This is a genomic window from Empedobacter sp. UBA5987 (genome assembly GCF_002429865.1).
Classification (GTDB): domain Bacteria; phylum Bacteroidota; class Bacteroidia; order Flavobacteriales; family Weeksellaceae; genus Empedobacter; species Empedobacter falsenii_B.
Window position 1 is genome coordinate 45707 of record NZ_DJBB01000022.1, and the last position, 19278, is coordinate 64984.

A 19278-nucleotide genomic window follows, 5' to 3' on the forward strand; every position below is an offset into this window, starting at 1 on the left:
TTTCGATGAGCTTTTAACATTTATAATATTCAAAGAAATTAATCTTTTGATTTTACATGGTAAACTTTGTTTTGTAAATACCAAGCCGCTAATGTTAAGGCTAACATTGCTACTGCTGTTGCAGGAACCCAGAATGGGATTGGAATTGGATCTCCGGCTGCGTAAGAGTGTAATCCAGATAAGTAATAGTTAACGCCAAAATACGTCATAATTACTGTCCAAACTGCCCACATTGCAGCAACGTTGAATGCAAATTTTCCTCTTAAACCTGGAACTAAACGCATGTGTAAAACAACTGCATAAACAATTACTGAAACGAATGCCCAAGTTTCTTTTGGATCCCAAGACCAGTAACGTCCCCAAGATTCGTTTGCCCACATACCGCCTAAGAATGTACCGACAGTAAGCAAATAAATACCGATTGTTAACGACATTTCTGAAACGTAAGTCATTTCTTTTAGAGAAATTTCAATCTTTTTATTTGGTTTAATCATCATGATAATTAATGAGAAAACCCCTAAAATAGCACTTAATCCAAAGAAACCATAAGATGAAACGATAATCGCAACGTGTACAATTAACCAATATGATTTTAGAACTGGTACTAATGGTGTAATTTGTGGATCTAACATAGAACCTCCATGCGCAAATCCCATCATAATTACAGCAACCATAGCTCCTGTTGTAGGAATAAATGCGTTTCGGTTTTTGTATAATAACAATCCAGCTAAAACACTAATCCATGAAATAAATACAATGGCTTCGTAACCGTTAGACCAAGGTGCGTGTCCCGTTAAATACCAACGAACACCAAGTCCTGCGGCTTGTATGATAAAGACAATAAATATTAATCCCAAACAAACATTGATAATTCGATGCAGTGCTTTGCTTTCTGAAAATAACTGAATGAATGATAAAATCATTAAAACTCCACCAACCATACAATAAGCAATCATCACCCAAAAGAAAACGTTGTATTTGTTGTATAACACTTCTATCTCAACTTTTGTTGGAGAAGGCACAACATTTTTACCCCATTTTTGTTGGTATTTATCGATATAATCTACCGCATTATCTGCAGGCGTCCAATTACCATTTTCTAATCCTTTCGAAACCATGTTAAAATAAACACTAATCATTCCAAGTGCCATTGTATCGATTTCTACAGGATTTTCTTGTGTTTGATAAATCCAAGAAGTCCAACGCTCTGAAGGATCATTCTGAACTGGAATTATTTTTAATTGATATCCTTTTGCAGTTTGATCTAAAATATTGAAACGCTCTGTAACCTTAATTACTTCCTCATCAAATTTAGAACGCTCTGAAGGTTTTCTTGAGAATGCCTCGTTATAGGCTTTATCTAATTTAAAACGAGTCGTTTTTGGATCGATCAAATTCATTAAAGATGTGTAACCATCTTCGTTTGCGCTTGTAATTTTCTTTAAACGATCTCCTCCTTTATCTCCAACTTCAATCATCGGAGCATTTACCCAATAAGCAGGATCTAATTGCAAAGAAATAAACCATTTATTGGCAGATAATCCGTGGAATTTATCTTTTTTGTAAACTTTTCTAAGGATTTCTAAAGCTTGCGTATTAACAGGTTTTATACGTCCTTCGATATCTTGTGTAAGTAAATGACCAAATTTATCAGCGTGCTCGTCCGGAATTTTTACGTTCTTCGCTAATTCATCACCATCAGCCATTTTTGTAGAAAAACTACCAATATGTTCTGATGAATGAACATTACCTTTTTCCGAATCAGTCTGAATTTTTTGATGTCCATTTTTTTCTCCATCAGTAGTACTTGGATTTTGAGCAAATGCTAATCCAGAAAGTAAAAATAATGGAAGTAAAATATTTACTTTTTTGGTATGTAAACTTTTTAATAAAGAGTTTAATTGTGTAAAACGAGTTCCTTTCCAGAATAATGAAACAAACATTCCCCCAAATAATAAGAAGTATCCTAAATAGGTAATGTTAGTTCCCCACCAGTCTTGGTTAACTTGTAAAATAGTTCCGTCTTCTGTTGGGAAATAACTCGATTGGAAGAAACGGTAACCTTTATAATCCATTACATTGTTCATATAAATGTGATGTTTTGTTTCTTTTCCCTCGTCGATAACTGTAATGTTAGATTCGAAAGAAGAAGGATTTGTAGAACCAGGATAACGATCTAAAATAAAGTCATCTAAACGAATGCTAAATGGAACTTTTACTAATTTAGAACCGTAACCTAACGAAATATTCATTCCGTCAATTTGTACGTCAGCAGAATAATTTGTGACACCTTTTCCACCAACAATCGTCACTGTATCGCGTTTATCACCAACAATAACTTCGGCTCTAATTGCACCAGGTAGATTTTTTTCTTCTGCTTTAAATTTAGAACCTTGTCGATATAAAACTTCACCTTTGAAAGCCGGATTTGGAACTACAAATTGCGCTCCGTTTATTGTATACAACGAGCGTAATTTTAATGGAGCAGGAACATTAAATTCAACTTTTCCAGCACCTTCTTGCAATTTCTGCATGTCTGTAATTTGTCCAACTTGTTGTCCAGCCATTTGTACATATTCTCCTTCGAAAGGTGATTTGATAACCAAATTTTCTCCTTCTCCAGTAATTTGTACCGCACCATCTTGCGGTCTATTGTACGAAACTAAAGTTCCATTAACACTTTTGATTTCACCATTTCTGATGAAAACAGAATTACGTCCAGTTTGTCCAACTGTCACAATTTCTAAAACATTAATTCCTTCTTTTTTTCTTACAACTGTATCTAAAGCGTGAGGTACGTAATCAAAAGTTTTTAATTTAATGACTTTATCTTTGAACTGATATTCACCTTCAAAGTGTCTACGGAACAGAGAACTTGTACTATCTTTTCTGTCAAAATACGTCATGTTGTATTGATGATTGTCGTACGCTAAACGTTGTGTACCATCATCAACCATCATTTTGAAATAAGATTTGTACGATGTAATTTCGTTACTTGTTCCTCCTTCTGGAATAGGCATTTCACCCTCGAAACTGATGTAACGAGTAATTCCTCCTCCAATAAAAATAAACAAAAATGCTAAGTGGAAAACCAATAAAGGCAATTTTTCCTTTGACCATAATCTGTATCGTTTGATATTCATTAAGAACAAAACGATCAACCAAATCATTAATACCTCAAACCACTTTGCCTCGTAAATAACAGCTTTTGCAGTAGCCGTATCGTAGTCATTTTCAATGAAAGTGGCATAACCCATGGCGATTGCGTAGATGAATAGCAAGACCGTCATGGTTCTGGTAGAAAATAGATATTTTTCTAATTTACTCATTACTTATAATTGATTTACAAAAATAGGTGAGTTTATCAGATAAAGCATTAAAACTTAAATGATTTTTATTAGAATCAATGAGTTAATAGAATGTTAAATATGTTGTAACGAAATTGATTTTAAATGTTTAAAAAACACACTGTTAATCAGAAATGTTTATAAAAAAGTATTTTCTTCAAAAATAATTTGTTAAGAAAATATTTAGAAATATCAAAAACATATCTTAAAAGGAACAATTTTTGTTAAAGCTCAATAACCAATTATAATGATATGAAAAAATTAACTCAAATTTTATGTGCTGGAGCTTTCATTTTTGCTTTAGCAAGTTGTCATAACAGCAAGGCTGTTGCATACCAAAAAGATAATGGTACAGGCGGTTATACCGAAGAAAAGGTGAACAATGATACCTATATTGTTAGTTTTGATGGAAACGAATACAATAAAAAAGACAAAACGTTTGACTATGCTTTGTTGAGAGCAGCAGAAATTGGTCAGCGTAATAATTTTGATTATTTTGCAATTTTAAGTACGGTGAACGATAAAGTCTTGGAAAAAAGTAACAGCTATACAAAATTAGATAGTAATGATACGTGGCTGAAAGTACAATATTTCAAAAACAGTAAACCAATAAAATTTCAAACGGTTTATGAACCAGCTGTTGTAATAAAAGATTTGCATAAAAAATATAAAATTAAATAAGGATACAAACCACTCATTTGAGTGGTTTTTTATTTTTGAATAATTTAACATTTTCGATGACACAATGTGGCGTTTTAACTTCTCAACTTTGTACTATGTTCGCATTGATAGATTGTAATAATTTTTACGCCAGTTGCCATCGTGTTTTTCAACCGAAGCTTCTTCATCAGCCAATTGTAGTATTGTCTAATAATGATGGTTGTGTAATTTCGCGTTCTGCCGAAGCAAAGTTAGCTGGAATTCCAATGGGTGCGCCTGCGCATCAATTTCAACGTATTTTTGAACAGAAAAAAATCAAAGTTTTTTCGTCAAATTATCAATTATATGCGGATATGAGCAATCGTGTAATGTCGATTTTATCGTTGTATTCGCCTGATCAGGAAATTTATTCGATAGACGAATGTTTCTTAAAATTGAATGGATTTGATCGTTTTGATTTGAAAAATTACGGATTAGAAATCAAATCTAAAATATATCAATTTACAAAATTGCCAGTTTGTGTAGGAATTGCTCCAACAAAATCCTTGGCGAAATTAGCGAATCATATTGCGAAAAAATTTCCAGAAGTTCATCAAGGGGTTTATATTATTCAGACTCAAGAACAAATCCATAAAGCGTTAAAATGGTTAAATATTGAAGATGTTTGGGGAATTGGTCGACGAATGTCGCGACGTTTGAGAATGATCGGTGTCAATAAAGCGTTGGATTTTGTACAATTAAAAGATGATTTTCTTCGGAAAGAATTTTCGATAGTAGGTTTGCGTTTGAAAAAAGATTTGTTAGGTGAAGCGGTGTTAGATTTAGAAGCGATTTCGGCAAAGAAAAGTATTGCAACGACGCGTAGTTTTGAAGAATATACCAACGATTTTGAATATGTAAAAGAGCGTGTTGCTACTTTTGCGGTTTCGTGTGCAGAGAAACTTCGGAAACAGAATTCTTCTTGCAATTTGGTTACAGTTTTTATTCAGACCAATAATTTTGATAGAAATAAACCACAATATTACCGTACAATTTCGGTCCATTTACCTTACGAATCGAATTCAAGTATAACGTTGTCCAAATTTGCAATTAAAGCGTTTGAGCAAATTTATAAAGATGGTTATGAGTACAAAAAGGCTGGAGTAGTGGTGTCTGGAATTGTTTCGTCAGATCAAAAACAATTATCGCTTTTTGAAGAAGAAAATCCAAATCACCCAGATTTGATGAAAGTCATCGATTTGTTGAACAAAAAATTTGGTGCGGCAAAAATAAAATTAGCTTCGCAAGATTTGAATAAAACGTGGAAAATGCGTCAAAATAATTTATCACCTTGTTATACAACCAAGTGGAAAGATTTGTTGGTGGTGTATTAAACGATAGAAAAAATGAATGGAGAGATAAAAATGTTAGACAAAGAACTCAACCTTTTTGTTATAAATACAGATGGTGAGAAAAAATATATTCCGAATTTTGGTCATGTAAATGCTGGATTTCCTTCACCTGCAGAAGATTTTGTGGACGATAGAATAAGTTTGGACGAACGTTATTTAACGCATCCCGAATCTACTTTTTTGATTGTCGTTGGTGGAGATTCGATGTATCCTGTTTATCAAAAAAATGATATTTTGGTGATTCGGACAGATCTTATTCCGTTGCATCACGATGATATTATTGTTTCTGTTAATAATGAAGATTATACGTTGAAACGCTTTGATAAAATAAACAATAAACTGATTGCGATAAATCTAAATTACAAAGATTGTGTTCAAATACACGAAAATGATGAGGTGGTTATTTTAGGAGTTGTTGGTGTTTTGGTACGAGAAATAACGAATAGAATTTAAATCTTTGTTGTAACTTTTTTATAAAACATGCATCTTAATAGTAAAGATATGATGTTATGAGAAAATTTATTTTATTGTGTTTTGCAGTGATGTTGGTGCAATCTTGCGTGACAATTTCAACTGTTTCGAATGTGTCAACGAATGCGTCAAGATATTTGAGTATTGATGGAATTTATAAAACAGAAGGAACAACATATTCAGCAACAAAAGTGATTAGACGAAATAATAATCAAATCGTTTTGGACTTTACACAAATGCAAGGAGAAGTTTATTATTTCTTGAAAACAAATCAAGATATAGAACTTGAATTAGATTATGAAGTGAAACAAAAAAATGGTTTAATGGATTTTTCGATTGTAGATTATACAGGAAAAGAATTAACTCAAATAGGTAGTGCTTCGAAAGGAAAAATGAATAAAAAAGAATCTATTCATTTAGAATCTTATAAAAGTTATAGAATCAATTTTAAAGGAGATGATTTTAAAGGAAAAGTATCTGTTCAGTTAAATAATAAATAAATAAGGTCGAGTTTTACTCGACCTTATTTATTTTATTGAAATGCTCCAATTGTAGGAGTTGTTCCTCGAGGTTGTCCGTTATAATCTAACGGATATTGTTGCGCAAAAGATATTTTTCCTTTCCCTTTAGCAGGTGATTCATTTTTCACAGCTAATTTATTTGCGAAATAATTTGTATTCTCAAACATCGGATCTAACGTAATACTTGCCAAGAAATTTGGCGCAGTTGTCACATTTAATACTGAAGTATCCGCATTGTGAATAACATTGGTGTCAAATAAATAATTGAAAGCCGCACCATCTTTTTTATCCAATAAAATAGCATTTGGCGTGCGTTCATTATATATAATACAATTTCCGAACGTTGCTTTTGTCAAAGCCGAAACATTTTTATCATTGTTTTCGTTACTCAAGAAAAGCGAATAAGCTGGACCAGCACTTGTCGCAAAATTGTAATAATTGGCAAAAGTAGAATGATAAAATTCGTACGAACCACCATATTCTATTGCTAAAGTTGCCAAATTACTATTATTCATCACCAAGTTGTAACCTGTAATTGTAGCGTTTGTTGCTAAAATTCCATACGATTGATTATTAACAATTTTAGCATTACTAATATCTAATTTCGAATTATTTACGTGTAAACCAGTATCTGCACCAATAATTTTTGCATAATTGATTTTTGATGTACTATTTGGAGCTAGTTCGATTTTGTTCCATTGATCAGGAATCGAATCGTATTTATTATCATGACGAGCTGAACGAAATTTCACTTCTTCATTCAAAGCTCCATTTACAGTAAGTTTTGCATTGTTTCCAACTGTTAAACTTGCTCCTTTTTTGAAATAAACTTTTGCACCTTTATCAATTGTTAAATCACTTGTAATAGTTAAATTTCCGTCAATTACTTGGGCTTCGTCCATATTCCAATTTGCAGAAGAAATTGTAGCATCTTTTGTATGAATTTTAGCTTTTTCTATCCAAGAAAGTAACTTGATTTTTTTAGAAGAATTGGTTGTTTTAAAGTTAATTTCGTCATCGTAAAGCGGATTAAGAGGCGCTTCTTGAGCATTTACTTCAACAAAAATAAATAAACTATCCTTTTTGCGAATCGGCACATTTTCGAAACTTGTTCCTGCTTTTCCGTCTACATTTATATTGAAAAATGAATTATTTCCACGTGTCAAATATATTTTTGGAATCACGCGATCATCATTCTCAGGATTATAAATTTTAAGCAGATAGGTTTCAGATTTAGAGAAATTATATACGGTATCTACGGAAACGGTATCTTTGCTAAAGCGCAATTCAGAACTAATTGGATCATAGTCAAAATCATCGCGACAAGATTGAAAACCAATCAAAGAAGCAATACCAAGTCCGGCGATTAATGTTTTTACGTTCATAAAATTATGATTCATTATATAAGTTTAAACAGCAAATAATAGGTTTTATTGTAGATGGACAAAGATAAAAAATAGATTTTTATGAATAGATTCACCAAAAATATTTGTACGAATTACTAAAATGTTTATATTTGCACCACGAAAAATGTGTACAAGAAGTGCAGGTTTAATTTTAAGAAGCCCATTACACTCGAAATTAAATTTGCTTAATGTATTGTTTTAAATGTTTTTTCAATAAAATTGATTGTAACATTCTGTAAATAATATTATCTTTGCACTCCAATAAAGTTAACAAAGAAGATTAAAAAAATGAAAAAAGATATCCACCCAACAAATTACCGTTTGGTAGCATTCAAAGATATGTCTAACGAAGATGTGTTCATCACAAAATCTTGTGCTGATACTAAAGATACATTAGTTGTTGACGGAGTAGAGTACCCATTAATCAAAATGGAGATTTCTTCTACATCTCACCCATTTTACACAGGTAAAACTAAATTGGTTGATACTGCAGGACGTATCGACAAATTCAGAAGCAAATACGCTAAAAAAGGATAAGAATAGGCAACTATTTGCAATCTTTAAAATATATCAAAAACCTACAAGAATTTCTTGTAGGTTTTTTTTAGTTTAATCAGGTTTTAATTATAAATTTGTAACGTTATATTAACACAAAAAATAGTTAACTCACATGTCTTTATTCGACAATACACAGTTTGCTTTCGAATCGAAATCAGATAAAGATTTAAAGAAAGCGTATTACTTATACAAGTTAATCGGAAGCCCCGCATTGACAAGTTTTGGAACTAAGTTTTTTAATTTACCATTTGCGGTAGATATCCCATTCGTAAAACCTGTAATTCGTGAAACAATCTACAAACAATTTGTAGGAGGAGAAACGGCAGAACAAGGTGTGGTTGTCGCAAATGAATTATTTAAATATCACGTAAGTTCTATTTTAGATTATTCTATCGAAGGATTAACAGAAGAAAAACAATTTGACGAAGTTCGTGACGTTATGTTACACTTGGTTGATTTAGCAAAATCTAATCAATCAATTCCATTTGTAGTATTTAAACCAACTGCATTTGGTCGAATCGAATTATTTGAAAAAGTAGGGAAGAAACAAACGTTAACTGCAGAAGAAGAAAAATCTTGGGCTAATATTCGTCAACGTTTCGAGGCAGTATGTCAAAAAGGATATGATTTGGATGTTAATATCATGGTAGATGCAGAAGAAACTTGGATGCAAGGTTCTGCAGATGATTTGACTGACGAAATGATGGTGAAATATAACACAAAACGTGCATTAGTTTGGAATACGTTGCAAATGTATCGTCATGATCGTTTGGCTTATTTGAAAGAAATGCATGCAAAAGCAGAGCGCGAAGGATATTTCTTAGGATTCAAAATTGTGCGTGGAGCATATATGGAGAAAGAGCGTGCACGTGCGCAAGCCGAAGGTTATCCATCTCCAATTCAACCAAACAAAGAAGCTTCGGATAGAGATTATAATCTAGCGTTAGAATTTATTGCTTCTCATCACGAGCGTTTTGGTTTATTCGCAGGTTCGCACAACGAAGAAAGTTGCGAATTGTTAATCAAATTGATGAACGAAAACGGAATTGAGAAAAATAATCCAAATTTCTGGTTTGGACAATTATTTGGAATGAGTGATAATATTTCATTCAACTTGGCGCATTTAGGATACAATATTGCAAAATATTTACCTTACGGGCCAATCAAAGAAGTAATGCCTTACTTGGTTCGTCGAGCACAAGAAAACACTTCTGTTGCAGGACAAACAGGACGCGAATTGATGCTGATTGAAAAAGAATTAGAGCGTCGTAAAAAATCGAAATAATCGTATTTTATATAAAGCAAAAATCCACTCAATTTGAGTGGATTTTTTGATTAATTATTATTTTTCTTGATTCTAATCTTGCCTTTATGTTCATGATACATCATACAAGTTGCTTTATTTTCTAACTCTTTGCATGTTTTTTCAAAATCATAAATAACACTCACGGTTTCACCTTCTTTTTTGTCTGAAAATATTTCATTGTTACAAACCAAATAATCCTCTTTGTCATCAACACGAATGTAAGTTCCTGTACAATCTCTCACAATCGTTCCAGTAAATAATCGATCGTGTTTAATACTTGTACTGCAAGAAGATAGGGCTAAGGTAAGGAGAGTAGTTAATGAGAAAAGTAGTTTCATATTTTGATAAATTAATAATCATAAATATAAAGTTTTTTATAGTGTAAATAAATAGAGTTTAACTATATTTTAAAAACTTTTTTTATTAAAATTTAGAATAACCAACATCATCGAATCTTGTAAGGAAGTCACTTGATGAATAACTTTTGGAGGAAGAATATATTCGTCAAATTCTTTTAAATTGACAATCTCAATTTTTGAATCAATTTCTATTTCACCTTTCAGCATTAAAATTTTTGCATTTACAGGTAATTGATGATCGATTAATTTCAAACTTTTTTTTAGTCCAAAAGCAACAACACGCGTATCATCATTTCTGAAAATGATTTTTATAATTGGTTTTTCCGATTCCGAAATCTGATCTAAAATGGCATGTAACATAATGATAGTTTTTGAATTCTCTTAAAATTAGTATTAATTCTTCAAACTATCTGAAAATGAAATATTAATAATTTGTGAAATTTTAAGCAATTGTAATCTTCATTCTTAACACAAAAAAATGTTTAACTTGCGTTTTTAATCATATAAAATGACAACGAATTATTTTGCCGAAATTATTTTACCACTTTCATTAAATGGAACATTTACATACCATCTTTCTGAAATTGATTTACAGCAAATTAAAGTTGGTCAGCGTGTTTCCGTGCCTTTCGGAACGCAAAAATTATATACAGGAATTGTACATTCTATTCATCAAAATGCGCCAGAATTATACAAAACAAAGGCGATTCATGCTTTTTTGGATGATGAACCTTTGGTGACGCAAACGCAAATTAATTTTTGGGAATGGATGGCGAATTATTATATGTGTTCACTGGGCGATGTTTTTCGAAATGCTTTTCCTTCTGCATTAAAATTAGAATCTCAAACTTTTGTTCGATTAATTAATCCAAATTATGAAACAATTGAAGAGCTAAATGATTATGAATTCTTAGTTTTTGAAGCGTTGAAATTGCGTGAAATCATTTCAGTTGAAGAAGCAGCTTTAATTGTAGACGAGAAATCAGCAATTCCAACACTTAAATTATTAATTGATAAAGGAATTATTCGGTTAGATGAAAAACTGAACGAAAAATATACGCCAAAAATTGATAATTATGTCCGATTACATCCAGATTTAAAAGGAAATGAAACTGCCTTTATCGAGATTTTAAATCAATTAAATAAAGCACCAAAACAGCGCGAAACCTTGTTGCAATTGATTACGTTAGAAACGCAATCACAAGAAAAACCGCTAAAAGTTGCAGATTTTATAAAACAAGGTGCGACAAATGCTGTACTTAAATCTTTAGCAGAAAAAGGAGCAGTTGAAATTTATCAACATCAAACTTCTCGTGTAGATGAAGATGAGAAAGAAGTTGCTGAAATTGCTGAATTGACCTTGAAACAAACTGAAGCTTTGAATCTAATTAAAGAAGATTTTAAAGATAAATCGACTGTTTTGTTACATGGCGTAACGTCAAGCGGAAAGACAGAAATTTATCTAAAATTGATGGAGCAAGTAATTGCGAAAGGAAATAAAGTGTTGTACTTATTACCAGAAATTTCTGTGACAACGCAAATTGTTCATCGAATCAAAAAACATTTTGGAGAAAGAGTAGGAGTTTATCATTCGAAATTCAATCAAAATGAACGTGTAGAATTGTGGCAGAAAACCTTGAATGGCGATTTTGATATTATCATTGGTCCACGAACAGCGTTGTATTTGCCTTTTGATAATTTGGGAATGATTATCGTGGATGAAGAGCACGAATCTTCTTATAAACAAATGGATGTAAAACCATTTTTTCATGCGCGCGATATGGCGATGTTGCTTGGAGGAATGATGAATGCGAAGGTTTTGTTAGGTTCAGCGACACCTTCGGCTGAAAGTTATTATAATGCGAAAAATAAAAAATATGGTTATGTCGAATTAACTGAACGTTTTGGGAGTATAAAATTACCCGAAATTAATTTGATTGACCTCAAAAAAGCGCAAAAGGAAAAAGAAATTACAGAAGATATTTCGCATACACTTCGTGATGAAATTTTCAATCAATTGCATCAAAAAAAGCAAGTCATTTTATTTCAGAATCGTCGTGGATATGCGCCAATTATGGAATGTAATACGTGCGGTCATACGCCCGAATGTCCAAATTGCGATGTCAGTTTAACATATCATAAATTCTCTAATCAACTAAAATGTCATTATTGTGGTTATGCACAAGCAAAACCTTTGCGTTGCCCGAGTTGTGGTTCGCACGAATTGAATACAAAAGGTTTGGGAACGGAGCAGATAGAACAGCAAGTTCAAACAATTTTTCCTGAAGCAAAAGTTCGAAGAATGGATGTCGATTCGATGCGAGGGAAATTTGCGTACGAAAAATTGATCGAAGATTTTGAGAACAAAGAAATTGATATTTTAATTGGAACGCAAATGATTACAAAAGGTTTTGATTTTGGAAATGTTAATTTTGTTGGTGTTATTCGAGCAGATTCTTTGTTAAATTTTCCTGATTTTAGAGCGCACGAAAAAGCGTTTCAATTGTTAACGCAAGTTTCTGGTCGTGCAGGTCGTCGTCAAGAACAAGGAAAAGTATTGATTCAATCTTTTCAGCCCGAACATCAGATTTTGCAAAATGTCACAACCTACAGTTATGCACCAACGATGAAAGATATTTTGTATGAGCGAAAAGAATTCTTGTATCCTCCTTATTCACGGTTAATCAAGTTGCGTTTCAAGCATAAAAATAAAGAGCGTTTGGATAAAACGGCGGCTCAATTAGTCGTTTTGCTTAAACCAAGTTTTGATGCAAAATGTTTACTTGGTCCAGAAACGCCTTCGATTGGAAGAATCAATAATTTGTATATTACAGATGTGATGATTAAAATTCGACCAAATCAATCACCTCAAAAAGTAAAAGATTTAATTCAAGCAAAAATAGATCAATTGCATACAATTGCAGCTTTTCGTTCGGTACGAATTGATGTTGATGTTGATCCAGTTTAAAATAAAAACCTCCCAAAAGTTAACTTTTGGGAGGTTTTCTTGTTAAGATTCTAAACTTCTTAAATATTGTTGTTGTAAAGATCGTCGTCTGCCTTTCATAAATAAGAAAAGGTTTAGCATCAACATTATTCCTAAATAAATGGCGAAACCACCAATTTTTGTACTTAATTTTACAATTAAATCTTCGGTTGTAGCGATAGAAGTCATGTAAACAATTAGCATGGCGAAACCGATATTCAAAAGATAAAAACCAATTTTGAACAATGAATTTGTTGCGCTTGCAATATCTTCTTTTTGATGAAAAATATCGTACATAAATATTTTTCCATTTTTGAATAAAACGTTAGAAACTGCGATTGTCATTAATATTGCCACTGGTAAGTAAACCAAATATGCAATTAGATTGTAATTTGTCATAATTTGCTGTGTTTAAGTGTTTATTTTTTTGCTTTTTCTTGCAATATAAATAATTGATAAATTAATAAAATGTAATATTCCGAGGATTAATAATATAAATCCAATTTTGTAGGACAATGAAGAAAACATGATGGTAATGGAGTCAACTTGTTCCCAGTTTTGTAAACTTATTGCCGAAAAACCTAAATTGACCAAATAGTATCCAATCAATAAAAGATTATTAATCGATTGACAAACAGAATGATTATCGATTAAGTTTGTCAAGTACACAAAACCAATTTTATACACTTTCCAACCAACAAAAATGGTGATGTAGAAAGTAATAATCAGATAAATGATATACGAAATAATATTATACATATTGAATTTTCAATAATTTTTGAAATTTGTGATTCAAAAAAATACGAATTGATTATTTCATCAAATTCGTGATTTTTCCTACCAACCAATGCTCATCAGATTTGATGGCAAGGTCCATTATATTATTGATTTTTGTTGAAACAGAAGATAAATCTTGTAATAATTTAGCAAATTCTTTTGCGTCATCAGATTGATCATCAATGTTTTTTAATGTATCTAAAAAATCAATTACTGGCTCTATTTCACGCTTTCTGCGTTCCTTTGTAATTTGTTTGAATAAATACCAAACATCTTTATCGGCAACAAAATATTCTTTACGTTCTCCTTTTATTAGCTCTTTTCGTATAATTCCCCAATCCATCAACGCTCTCAAGTTCATATTTGCATTTCCTCTCGAAATCTGTAATTCTTCCATAATTTGATCAGTTGAAATCGGTTCACTATAAGTTAATAATAATGCATGAACTTGTGCCATAGTACGATTTATTCCCCAGTTAACAGCGAAAGTTCCCCAAGTTTGAACAAATTTTTCTTTTGATTCTTCTAATTTCATTGCAATTATTATTTACACAAATATATATAAATTTCTATACTTTCAAAAATTATTGAAAATTAATTTTGAAAAATATTTTAGCGCTATTTATAAGATAAATCTTAAACTTGCTTGTAACATTTTTCTTATAATTTCGACTTATCTGTTATCTTTATTGAAATTTACAACAATCTATGATATCTATTCGAGATTTAAATAAATCCTACATAATGGGAAAAAACAAACTTCACGTACTCAAAGGAATTAACCTTGAGATTACGGAAGGCGAATTTGTTGCGATTATGGGATCTTCGGGTTCGGGGAAATCAACTTTATTGAATATCATTGGAATGTTGGACGAGCATGATACAGGTATTTATGAATTGGACGGTGTTAGAATTGAGAAGTTAAACGAAACTAAAGCGGCTAATTATCGAAACAAATTTTTAGGATTTATTTTTCAATCTTATAATTTAATTAGTTTCAAAAATGTATTAGAAAATGTAGCGTTACCGTTGTATTATCAAAAAGTAAAACGATCGGATCGAAATAAAATAGCGCTTAGTTATCTGGAAAGAGTGGGGTTGGAGCCTTGGGCTACTCATATGCCAAATGAACTTTCGGGTGGACAAAAACAACGTGTTGCAATTGCGCGTGCATTGGCTGCAAAACCAAAATTGTTATTGGCGGATGAGCCTACAGGAGCGCTGGATACAAAGACTTCGCAAGAAGTAATGCACCTGATTCAAGAAATTAATGACGAAGGTAAAACAATTGTAATGGTGACGCATGAAGATGATATTGCAAATATGTGTAAACGTATTGTTCGTCTTAAAGATGGTGTAATTGTAAGTGACGAAAAAGTAGAACAAGTAAGAGTTTAATGATTTTCGAATCTCAAACTTCGTAAATCATAAATCAAAGAATCTTAAATATAAAATATGTTTGATACAGACCGTTGGAGCGAAATATGGTCGTCCATTGCAAGTAATAAATTGCGTACAGCATTGTCGGGTTTGACAATCGCTTTGGCGCTTTTTGTGTTTATTACATTGTATGGATTGGGAAATGGTTTGCAGAACGGGTTTCAACAAGAATTCTTTAAAGCAAATTCATTAAATATTACTGTTAACGGCGGAACGACAACTGAGCCTTACAATGGTTTCAAACAAGGACGTACCATAGAATTGGACGTAAAAGATTTTGATTTTATTAAACATTCTTTTCCAGATGAAATAAAATCGATTGTAAGTACAATTTCAAAAAGTGATACAATTCGAAATGAAGCTAATTCAGGAAGTTATTCGATTACTGGAGTTTATCCAGAATATGAATCAATGATTAATGAAAATGTAACGCTTGGTCGATTTATCAATAAAAAAGATATGGAAAATCAATCCAAATCAATTGTTATTGGACGATTGGTTGCGCAAGATTTTTTTCCAAATCAAATTGCTATTGGTAAGTATTTGCAATTAGGTTCAAGTATGTATCAAGTGGTTGGTGTTTTCGAAAGTAAAGATGGTGGCGATAATGCTGAGCGTGCTTTGTATGCGCCTTTTACAACATTTAGAACGATTTATGCGACGGATAAAGTTTCATCAATTATTGTAACGCCAAAAGATGGAATGGCTTTGGCTGATATATCTAAACTAGCAAATGCAATCGAATATAATATAAAAGGCCGACACAATGTTGCGCCTTCTGATTATGGTGGAATTTGGGTGCGAAATGCAGCCGATGCAATGGAAGATACCAATCAATTTTTCTTGATTTTGACAATTATTGTATTTGTAATTGGTGGAGGAAGTTTGATTGCAGGAATCGTAAGTATCGGAAATATTATGGTGTTTAGTGTAAAAGAGCGTACCAAAGAAATTGGTATTCGAAAAGCTTTGGGCGCAACACCAGCCAATGTTTTGGGATTGATTTTACAAGAAGCAATTATGATTACAATTATTTTCGGAGCAATAGGAATTGCTTTAGCGGCACTTGTTGTAGAAAATATTGGTGATAGTTTAGAAGAATATTTTATTTATAATCCAGGCGTAGAAACCAATTCGTTGGTCATGGCTTGTATTATTTTATTTGTTGCAGGAACAGTTTCTGGATTAATTCCAGCTTTGAATGCAGCACGTATTAAACCTATTGATGCTTTAAGAGACGAATAATGAACTTTATAAAATTTGTTTTTGATCCAGATGCTTGGAGCGAAGTCTATGCGGCGATTCGTAAAAATAAATTGCGCACTATTTTGACGATGATTGGTGTCGCATGGGGAATGTTTTTATTTGTCTTATTGTTAGGCGTAACACGTGGTTTGCAAAATGGTTTTGACCGAAATTTAGCAGATGCCGCAACCAATTCATTATTTGTTTGGGGAGGAACAACATCGATGCCGTATCAAGGATTTCAGAAAGGTCGCACAATTGAATTGAAAATGAGTGATGTTCGTCAAATTCAGGCTCGTTTTCCTCAAATTTCGTTGTTAGCACCTCGAAACTCTAAACCAAATTCTATATTAACTTACGGAACAAAATATAATTTTTACACGGTTAATGGAGATTATCCAGATCAAAACCGAATGTTTGGGAAAGATATTATTCAAGGTCGTTTTATCAATGAAGATGATATCAAAACTGAATCGAAAGTTTGTGTAATTGGAATTGAAGTAGCGGAACAATTTTTTGGTGATAAACCAAAACCTTTGGGAAAAGAAATCAGAATTAGCGATAGTTATTATACAATTGTCGGCGTTTACGACACACCTTCTTCACCTGTAGAGAGCAAAGATCAAGTGTTTATTCCGTTTACAACATTTCAAAAAATATACAATCAAGGGGAAACGATTCAATATTTAAGTTTGAGTTTGCCTAATAATTATGATATTGTTGCATTCGAAAAAGAATTAAAAACATATCTGAAACAGATTAAAAATATTTCGCCTGATGACGACCAAGGAATTGGAGGTTTTAATTTAGGTGAAATGCTTGGGAAGATTATGAAATTCGTAAAAGGAATGCAATTCCTAGCAATTGTTGTAGGAGGAATGACATTATTTTCTGGAGTTATTGCGATTGCAAGTATTTTATTGATTACGGTTTCAGAACGTACAAAAGAATTTGGAATTCGAAGAGCATTAGGTGCGATTCCTGCTCAAATTCGCGGGCAGATTTTGTTAGAATCAGTAGTTTTAACATTAATTGCAGGTTTAGGCGGAATTATTTTTGCAGCACTCTTGCTAATGGTTCTCAACGAAGTCATCATTCCATCAAATAAAAACATACCTTTATATAATGCATCAATCGATTTGTTTACACTTTTTACAGCTTTAGCGGTGATGGTGGTTATGGCAACTTTAGCGGGATTGATTCCTGCTCAACGAGCAATTCAAATCAAACCTATTGATGCATTGAGAGATGAATAACTAAAACTTAACAGATATAAAAGAATGAAAAAATTTCTAAAGATTTTGATGATTGTCGTTTTTATCGGTGCTGTAATCGGTGTGATTGCGTATTTCGGTAAAAAGAATAGCCAAGACAATGAAGTTTATGAAACGACAACACCTTTTATGGGAAATATCGAGGTGAAAGCTGTTGCAACTGGTGAAGTAAAACCGTTGGAAACAATTGAAATTAAGCCAAATATTTCAGGTGTTATAAAATCGATTAATGTTGCAGAAGGACAATATGTAGAGCGCGGTCAGTTGATTTGCGAACTGAAAGTTGTTCCTAATGTTCAATCGTTAAATGCAGCTCGTCAGTCTATTCAAGCGGCACAAATTACGGTCGATCAAGAACGTCGTAATTTTAATCGAACATCTACTTTATACAATCAAGGTGTTTTGCCTCGTGCAGATTATGACAATGCAAATGCGACATATAAGTCAGCTCAACAACAATTAAAAGCTGCCGAAAACGATTACAAAGTTGCGCAAACAGGTATTGCTCCCGGTTTGGAAGCTTATGCAACAACACGTATTACAGCAACTACTTCGGGAATGATTTTAGATATTCCTGTTGAGGTTGGGAATATGGTGCAAGAGATTAATAATTTCTCTACAGGTACTACTATTGCTACGATGGCTGATGTTAAGAAAATGATTTTCCAAGGAAAAGTTGACGAAGCTGAGGTTGGTAAATTAAAAGAAGGAATGAAAATTAATGTATCGATTGGTGCAATTCCGAACAAAACTTTTACAGCGATTCTTGATTTTATTTCGCCTCAAGGAGTTGCAACGAATGGAGTAGTTCAGTTCGAGATTAAAGCACCAGTTCAATTAGATTCAGATAACTTTATTCGTGCGGGATATTCTGCAAATGCTGAGGTTGTAACGCAGGAAGCAAAAAATGTATTGTTGGTAAAATCAGCGCATGTTCGTTACGACGAAAACCAAAAACCATATGTTGAGATTCTTACTTCTGGTAAAGGACAAGATGCAAAATACGAAAAGAAATACATCACTCTTGGAATTACAGACGGAGTGAATGTTCAAGTAAAATCTGGCTTGAAAAAAACAGATAAAATCAAAATTTGGAATACCGATTTGGAAAAAGATAAAAACGGTAACGGTCCACATTAATAAGATACAAAAGGAGAATAAAGCGTTCTCCTTTTTTTGATTCTGTCACTCCGATTTTATCAAAAAGCTTCTTTAAATTATGATGTCATCAGCATCGTATTCATTATATTATTAACTATACTGAATAAATTATTCTCGCTTCGCGACAATTCATCCGAAGTTGTTCCTTTAAAAGTATATCTTTTGCTTTTCTTTTTTGGAAGAAAAGTAAAACGTCAAATCATTTTCTGCGGTAAAAACGAAGTTTTAGAATCTAAAATCTAATATCTCACATCTCATATCTAAAAAAATCAAAAAATATTTTCCATTGTACCAGTAACTTAAGAGAAGAATGTAAAATAAATGTAAAGTATGTTTGGAAGTTCGGAAAAATGGGTTGTATATTTGCAACCGCAAT

The 19278-nt window shown here is 32.3% G+C and carries 18 protein-coding genes; 11 read left to right on the top strand and 7 right to left on the bottom strand.

The features are described from left to right. Positions 1-38 precede the first annotated feature (38 nt). On the bottom strand, positions 39-3329 hold the full coding sequence (gene ccsA, locus B3J26_RS04080; protein ID WP_291073396.1) for a cytochrome c biogenesis protein: 3291 nt from the start codon (positions 3327-3329) through the stop codon (positions 39-41). 270 nt (positions 3330-3599) lie between these two features. Between ccsA and B3J26_RS04085 the strand changes: the two genes are divergently transcribed. Genes B3J26_RS04085 through B3J26_RS04100 form a run of 4 tightly spaced genes read left to right on the top strand, consistent with a single transcriptional unit; the run spans position 3600 to position 6369 of the window. Beyond that, entirely contained in the window at positions 3600-4028 is a 429-nt protein-coding gene (locus tag B3J26_RS04085) for a CC0125/CC1285 family lipoprotein (protein WP_038335681.1), read from the top strand. A gap of 17 nt (positions 4029-4045) precedes the next feature. Continuing rightward, positions 4046-5380 (top strand): Y-family DNA polymerase, encoded by a 1335-nt coding sequence (locus B3J26_RS04090; protein WP_349679507.1) that lies wholly within the window; start codon positions 4046-4048, stop codon positions 5378-5380. A 12-nt stretch (positions 5381-5392) separates the two neighbouring features. Further along, entirely contained in the window at positions 5393-5851 is a 459-nt protein-coding gene (locus B3J26_RS04095; protein WP_115001214.1) for a LexA family protein, read from the top strand. A 56-nt stretch (positions 5852-5907) separates the two neighbouring features. Continuing rightward, complete coding sequence (locus B3J26_RS04100) at positions 5908-6369, top strand: hypothetical protein (protein ID WP_147280014.1); 462 nt, start codon at positions 5908-5910, stop codon at positions 6367-6369. 32 nt (positions 6370-6401) lie between these two features. Here the strand turns inward: B3J26_RS04100 and B3J26_RS04105 are convergent, their stop codons facing one another. Beyond that, on the bottom strand, positions 6402-7790 hold the full coding sequence (locus tag B3J26_RS04105; protein ID WP_257468169.1) for a hypothetical protein: 1389 nt from the start codon (positions 7788-7790) through the stop codon (positions 6402-6404). A 294-nt stretch (positions 7791-8084) separates the two neighbouring features. Here B3J26_RS04105 and B3J26_RS04110 point away from each other — a divergent pair, with 294 nt between their 5' ends. Continuing rightward, positions 8085-8333, top strand: a complete 249-nt coding sequence (locus tag B3J26_RS04110) for a type B 50S ribosomal protein L31 (protein WP_038335685.1) — start codon at positions 8085-8087, stop codon at positions 8331-8333. Between the two features lie 133 nt (positions 8334-8466). Beyond that, positions 8467-9639, top strand: a complete 1173-nt coding sequence (locus tag B3J26_RS04115; RefSeq protein WP_115001213.1) for a proline dehydrogenase family protein — start codon at positions 8467-8469, stop codon at positions 9637-9639. Positions 9640-9689: 50 nt separating this feature from the next. Here B3J26_RS04115 and B3J26_RS04120 read toward each other — a convergent pair whose 3' ends face one another. Both B3J26_RS04120 and B3J26_RS04125 read right to left on the bottom strand, forming a co-directional pair. After that, entirely contained in the window at positions 9690-9998 is a 309-nt protein-coding gene (locus B3J26_RS04120; RefSeq protein ID WP_115001211.1) for a hypothetical protein, read from the bottom strand. 69 nt (positions 9999-10067) lie between these two features. Beyond that, entirely contained in the window at positions 10068-10379 is a 312-nt protein-coding gene (locus tag B3J26_RS04125) for a hypothetical protein (protein WP_115001209.1), read from the bottom strand. Positions 10380-10527: 148 nt separating this feature from the next. Between B3J26_RS04125 and priA the strand changes: the two genes are divergently transcribed. Next, on the top strand, positions 10528-12987 hold the full coding sequence (gene priA / locus B3J26_RS04130) for a replication restart helicase PriA (protein ID WP_115001207.1): 2460 nt from the start codon (positions 10528-10530) through the stop codon (positions 12985-12987). Positions 12988-13029: 42 nt separating this feature from the next. On the opposite strand, the gene B3J26_RS04135 is transcribed toward priA, so the two are convergent. From B3J26_RS04135 to B3J26_RS04145, 3 genes are read right to left on the bottom strand one after another with little or no spacing between them, the layout of a single operon-like run. Then, positions 13030-13404: a hypothetical protein gene (locus B3J26_RS04135; protein ID WP_115001205.1), complete on the bottom strand. Its 375-nt coding sequence runs from the start codon at positions 13402-13404 to the stop codon at positions 13030-13032. Positions 13405-13416: 12 nt separating this feature from the next. Beyond that, positions 13417-13764: a hypothetical protein gene (locus B3J26_RS04140; RefSeq protein ID WP_125349103.1), complete on the bottom strand. Its 348-nt coding sequence runs from the start codon at positions 13762-13764 to the stop codon at positions 13417-13419. 52 nt (positions 13765-13816) lie between these two features. Then, on the bottom strand, positions 13817-14317 hold the full coding sequence (locus B3J26_RS04145) for a GbsR/MarR family transcriptional regulator (protein WP_125349104.1): 501 nt from the start codon (positions 14315-14317) through the stop codon (positions 13817-13819). A 173-nt stretch (positions 14318-14490) separates the two neighbouring features. Between B3J26_RS04145 and B3J26_RS04150 the strand changes: the two genes are divergently transcribed. The 4 genes from B3J26_RS04150 to B3J26_RS04165 are packed head-to-tail and all read left to right on the top strand — an operon-like array spanning position 14491 to position 18881. Beyond that, entirely contained in the window at positions 14491-15180 is a 690-nt protein-coding gene (locus B3J26_RS04150) for an ABC transporter ATP-binding protein (RefSeq protein WP_038335693.1), read from the top strand. A 57-nt stretch (positions 15181-15237) separates the two neighbouring features. Next, positions 15238-16467 carry an ABC transporter permease gene (locus tag B3J26_RS04155; RefSeq protein ID WP_038335694.1) on the top strand — a complete coding sequence of 410 codons (1230 nt, stop codon included), beginning with the start codon at positions 15238-15240 and terminating at the stop codon, positions 16465-16467. Then, on the top strand, positions 16467-17723 hold the full coding sequence (locus B3J26_RS04160; protein WP_180906246.1) for an ABC transporter permease: 1257 nt from the start codon (positions 16467-16469) through the stop codon (positions 17721-17723). Before B3J26_RS04155 ends, B3J26_RS04160 begins: the two co-directional genes overlap by 1 nt. Positions 17724-17747: 24 nt before the next feature. Beyond that, positions 17748-18881, top strand: a complete 1134-nt coding sequence (locus B3J26_RS04165; protein WP_115001196.1) for an efflux RND transporter periplasmic adaptor subunit — start codon at positions 17748-17750, stop codon at positions 18879-18881. Positions 18882-19278: the final 397 nt, after the last annotated feature.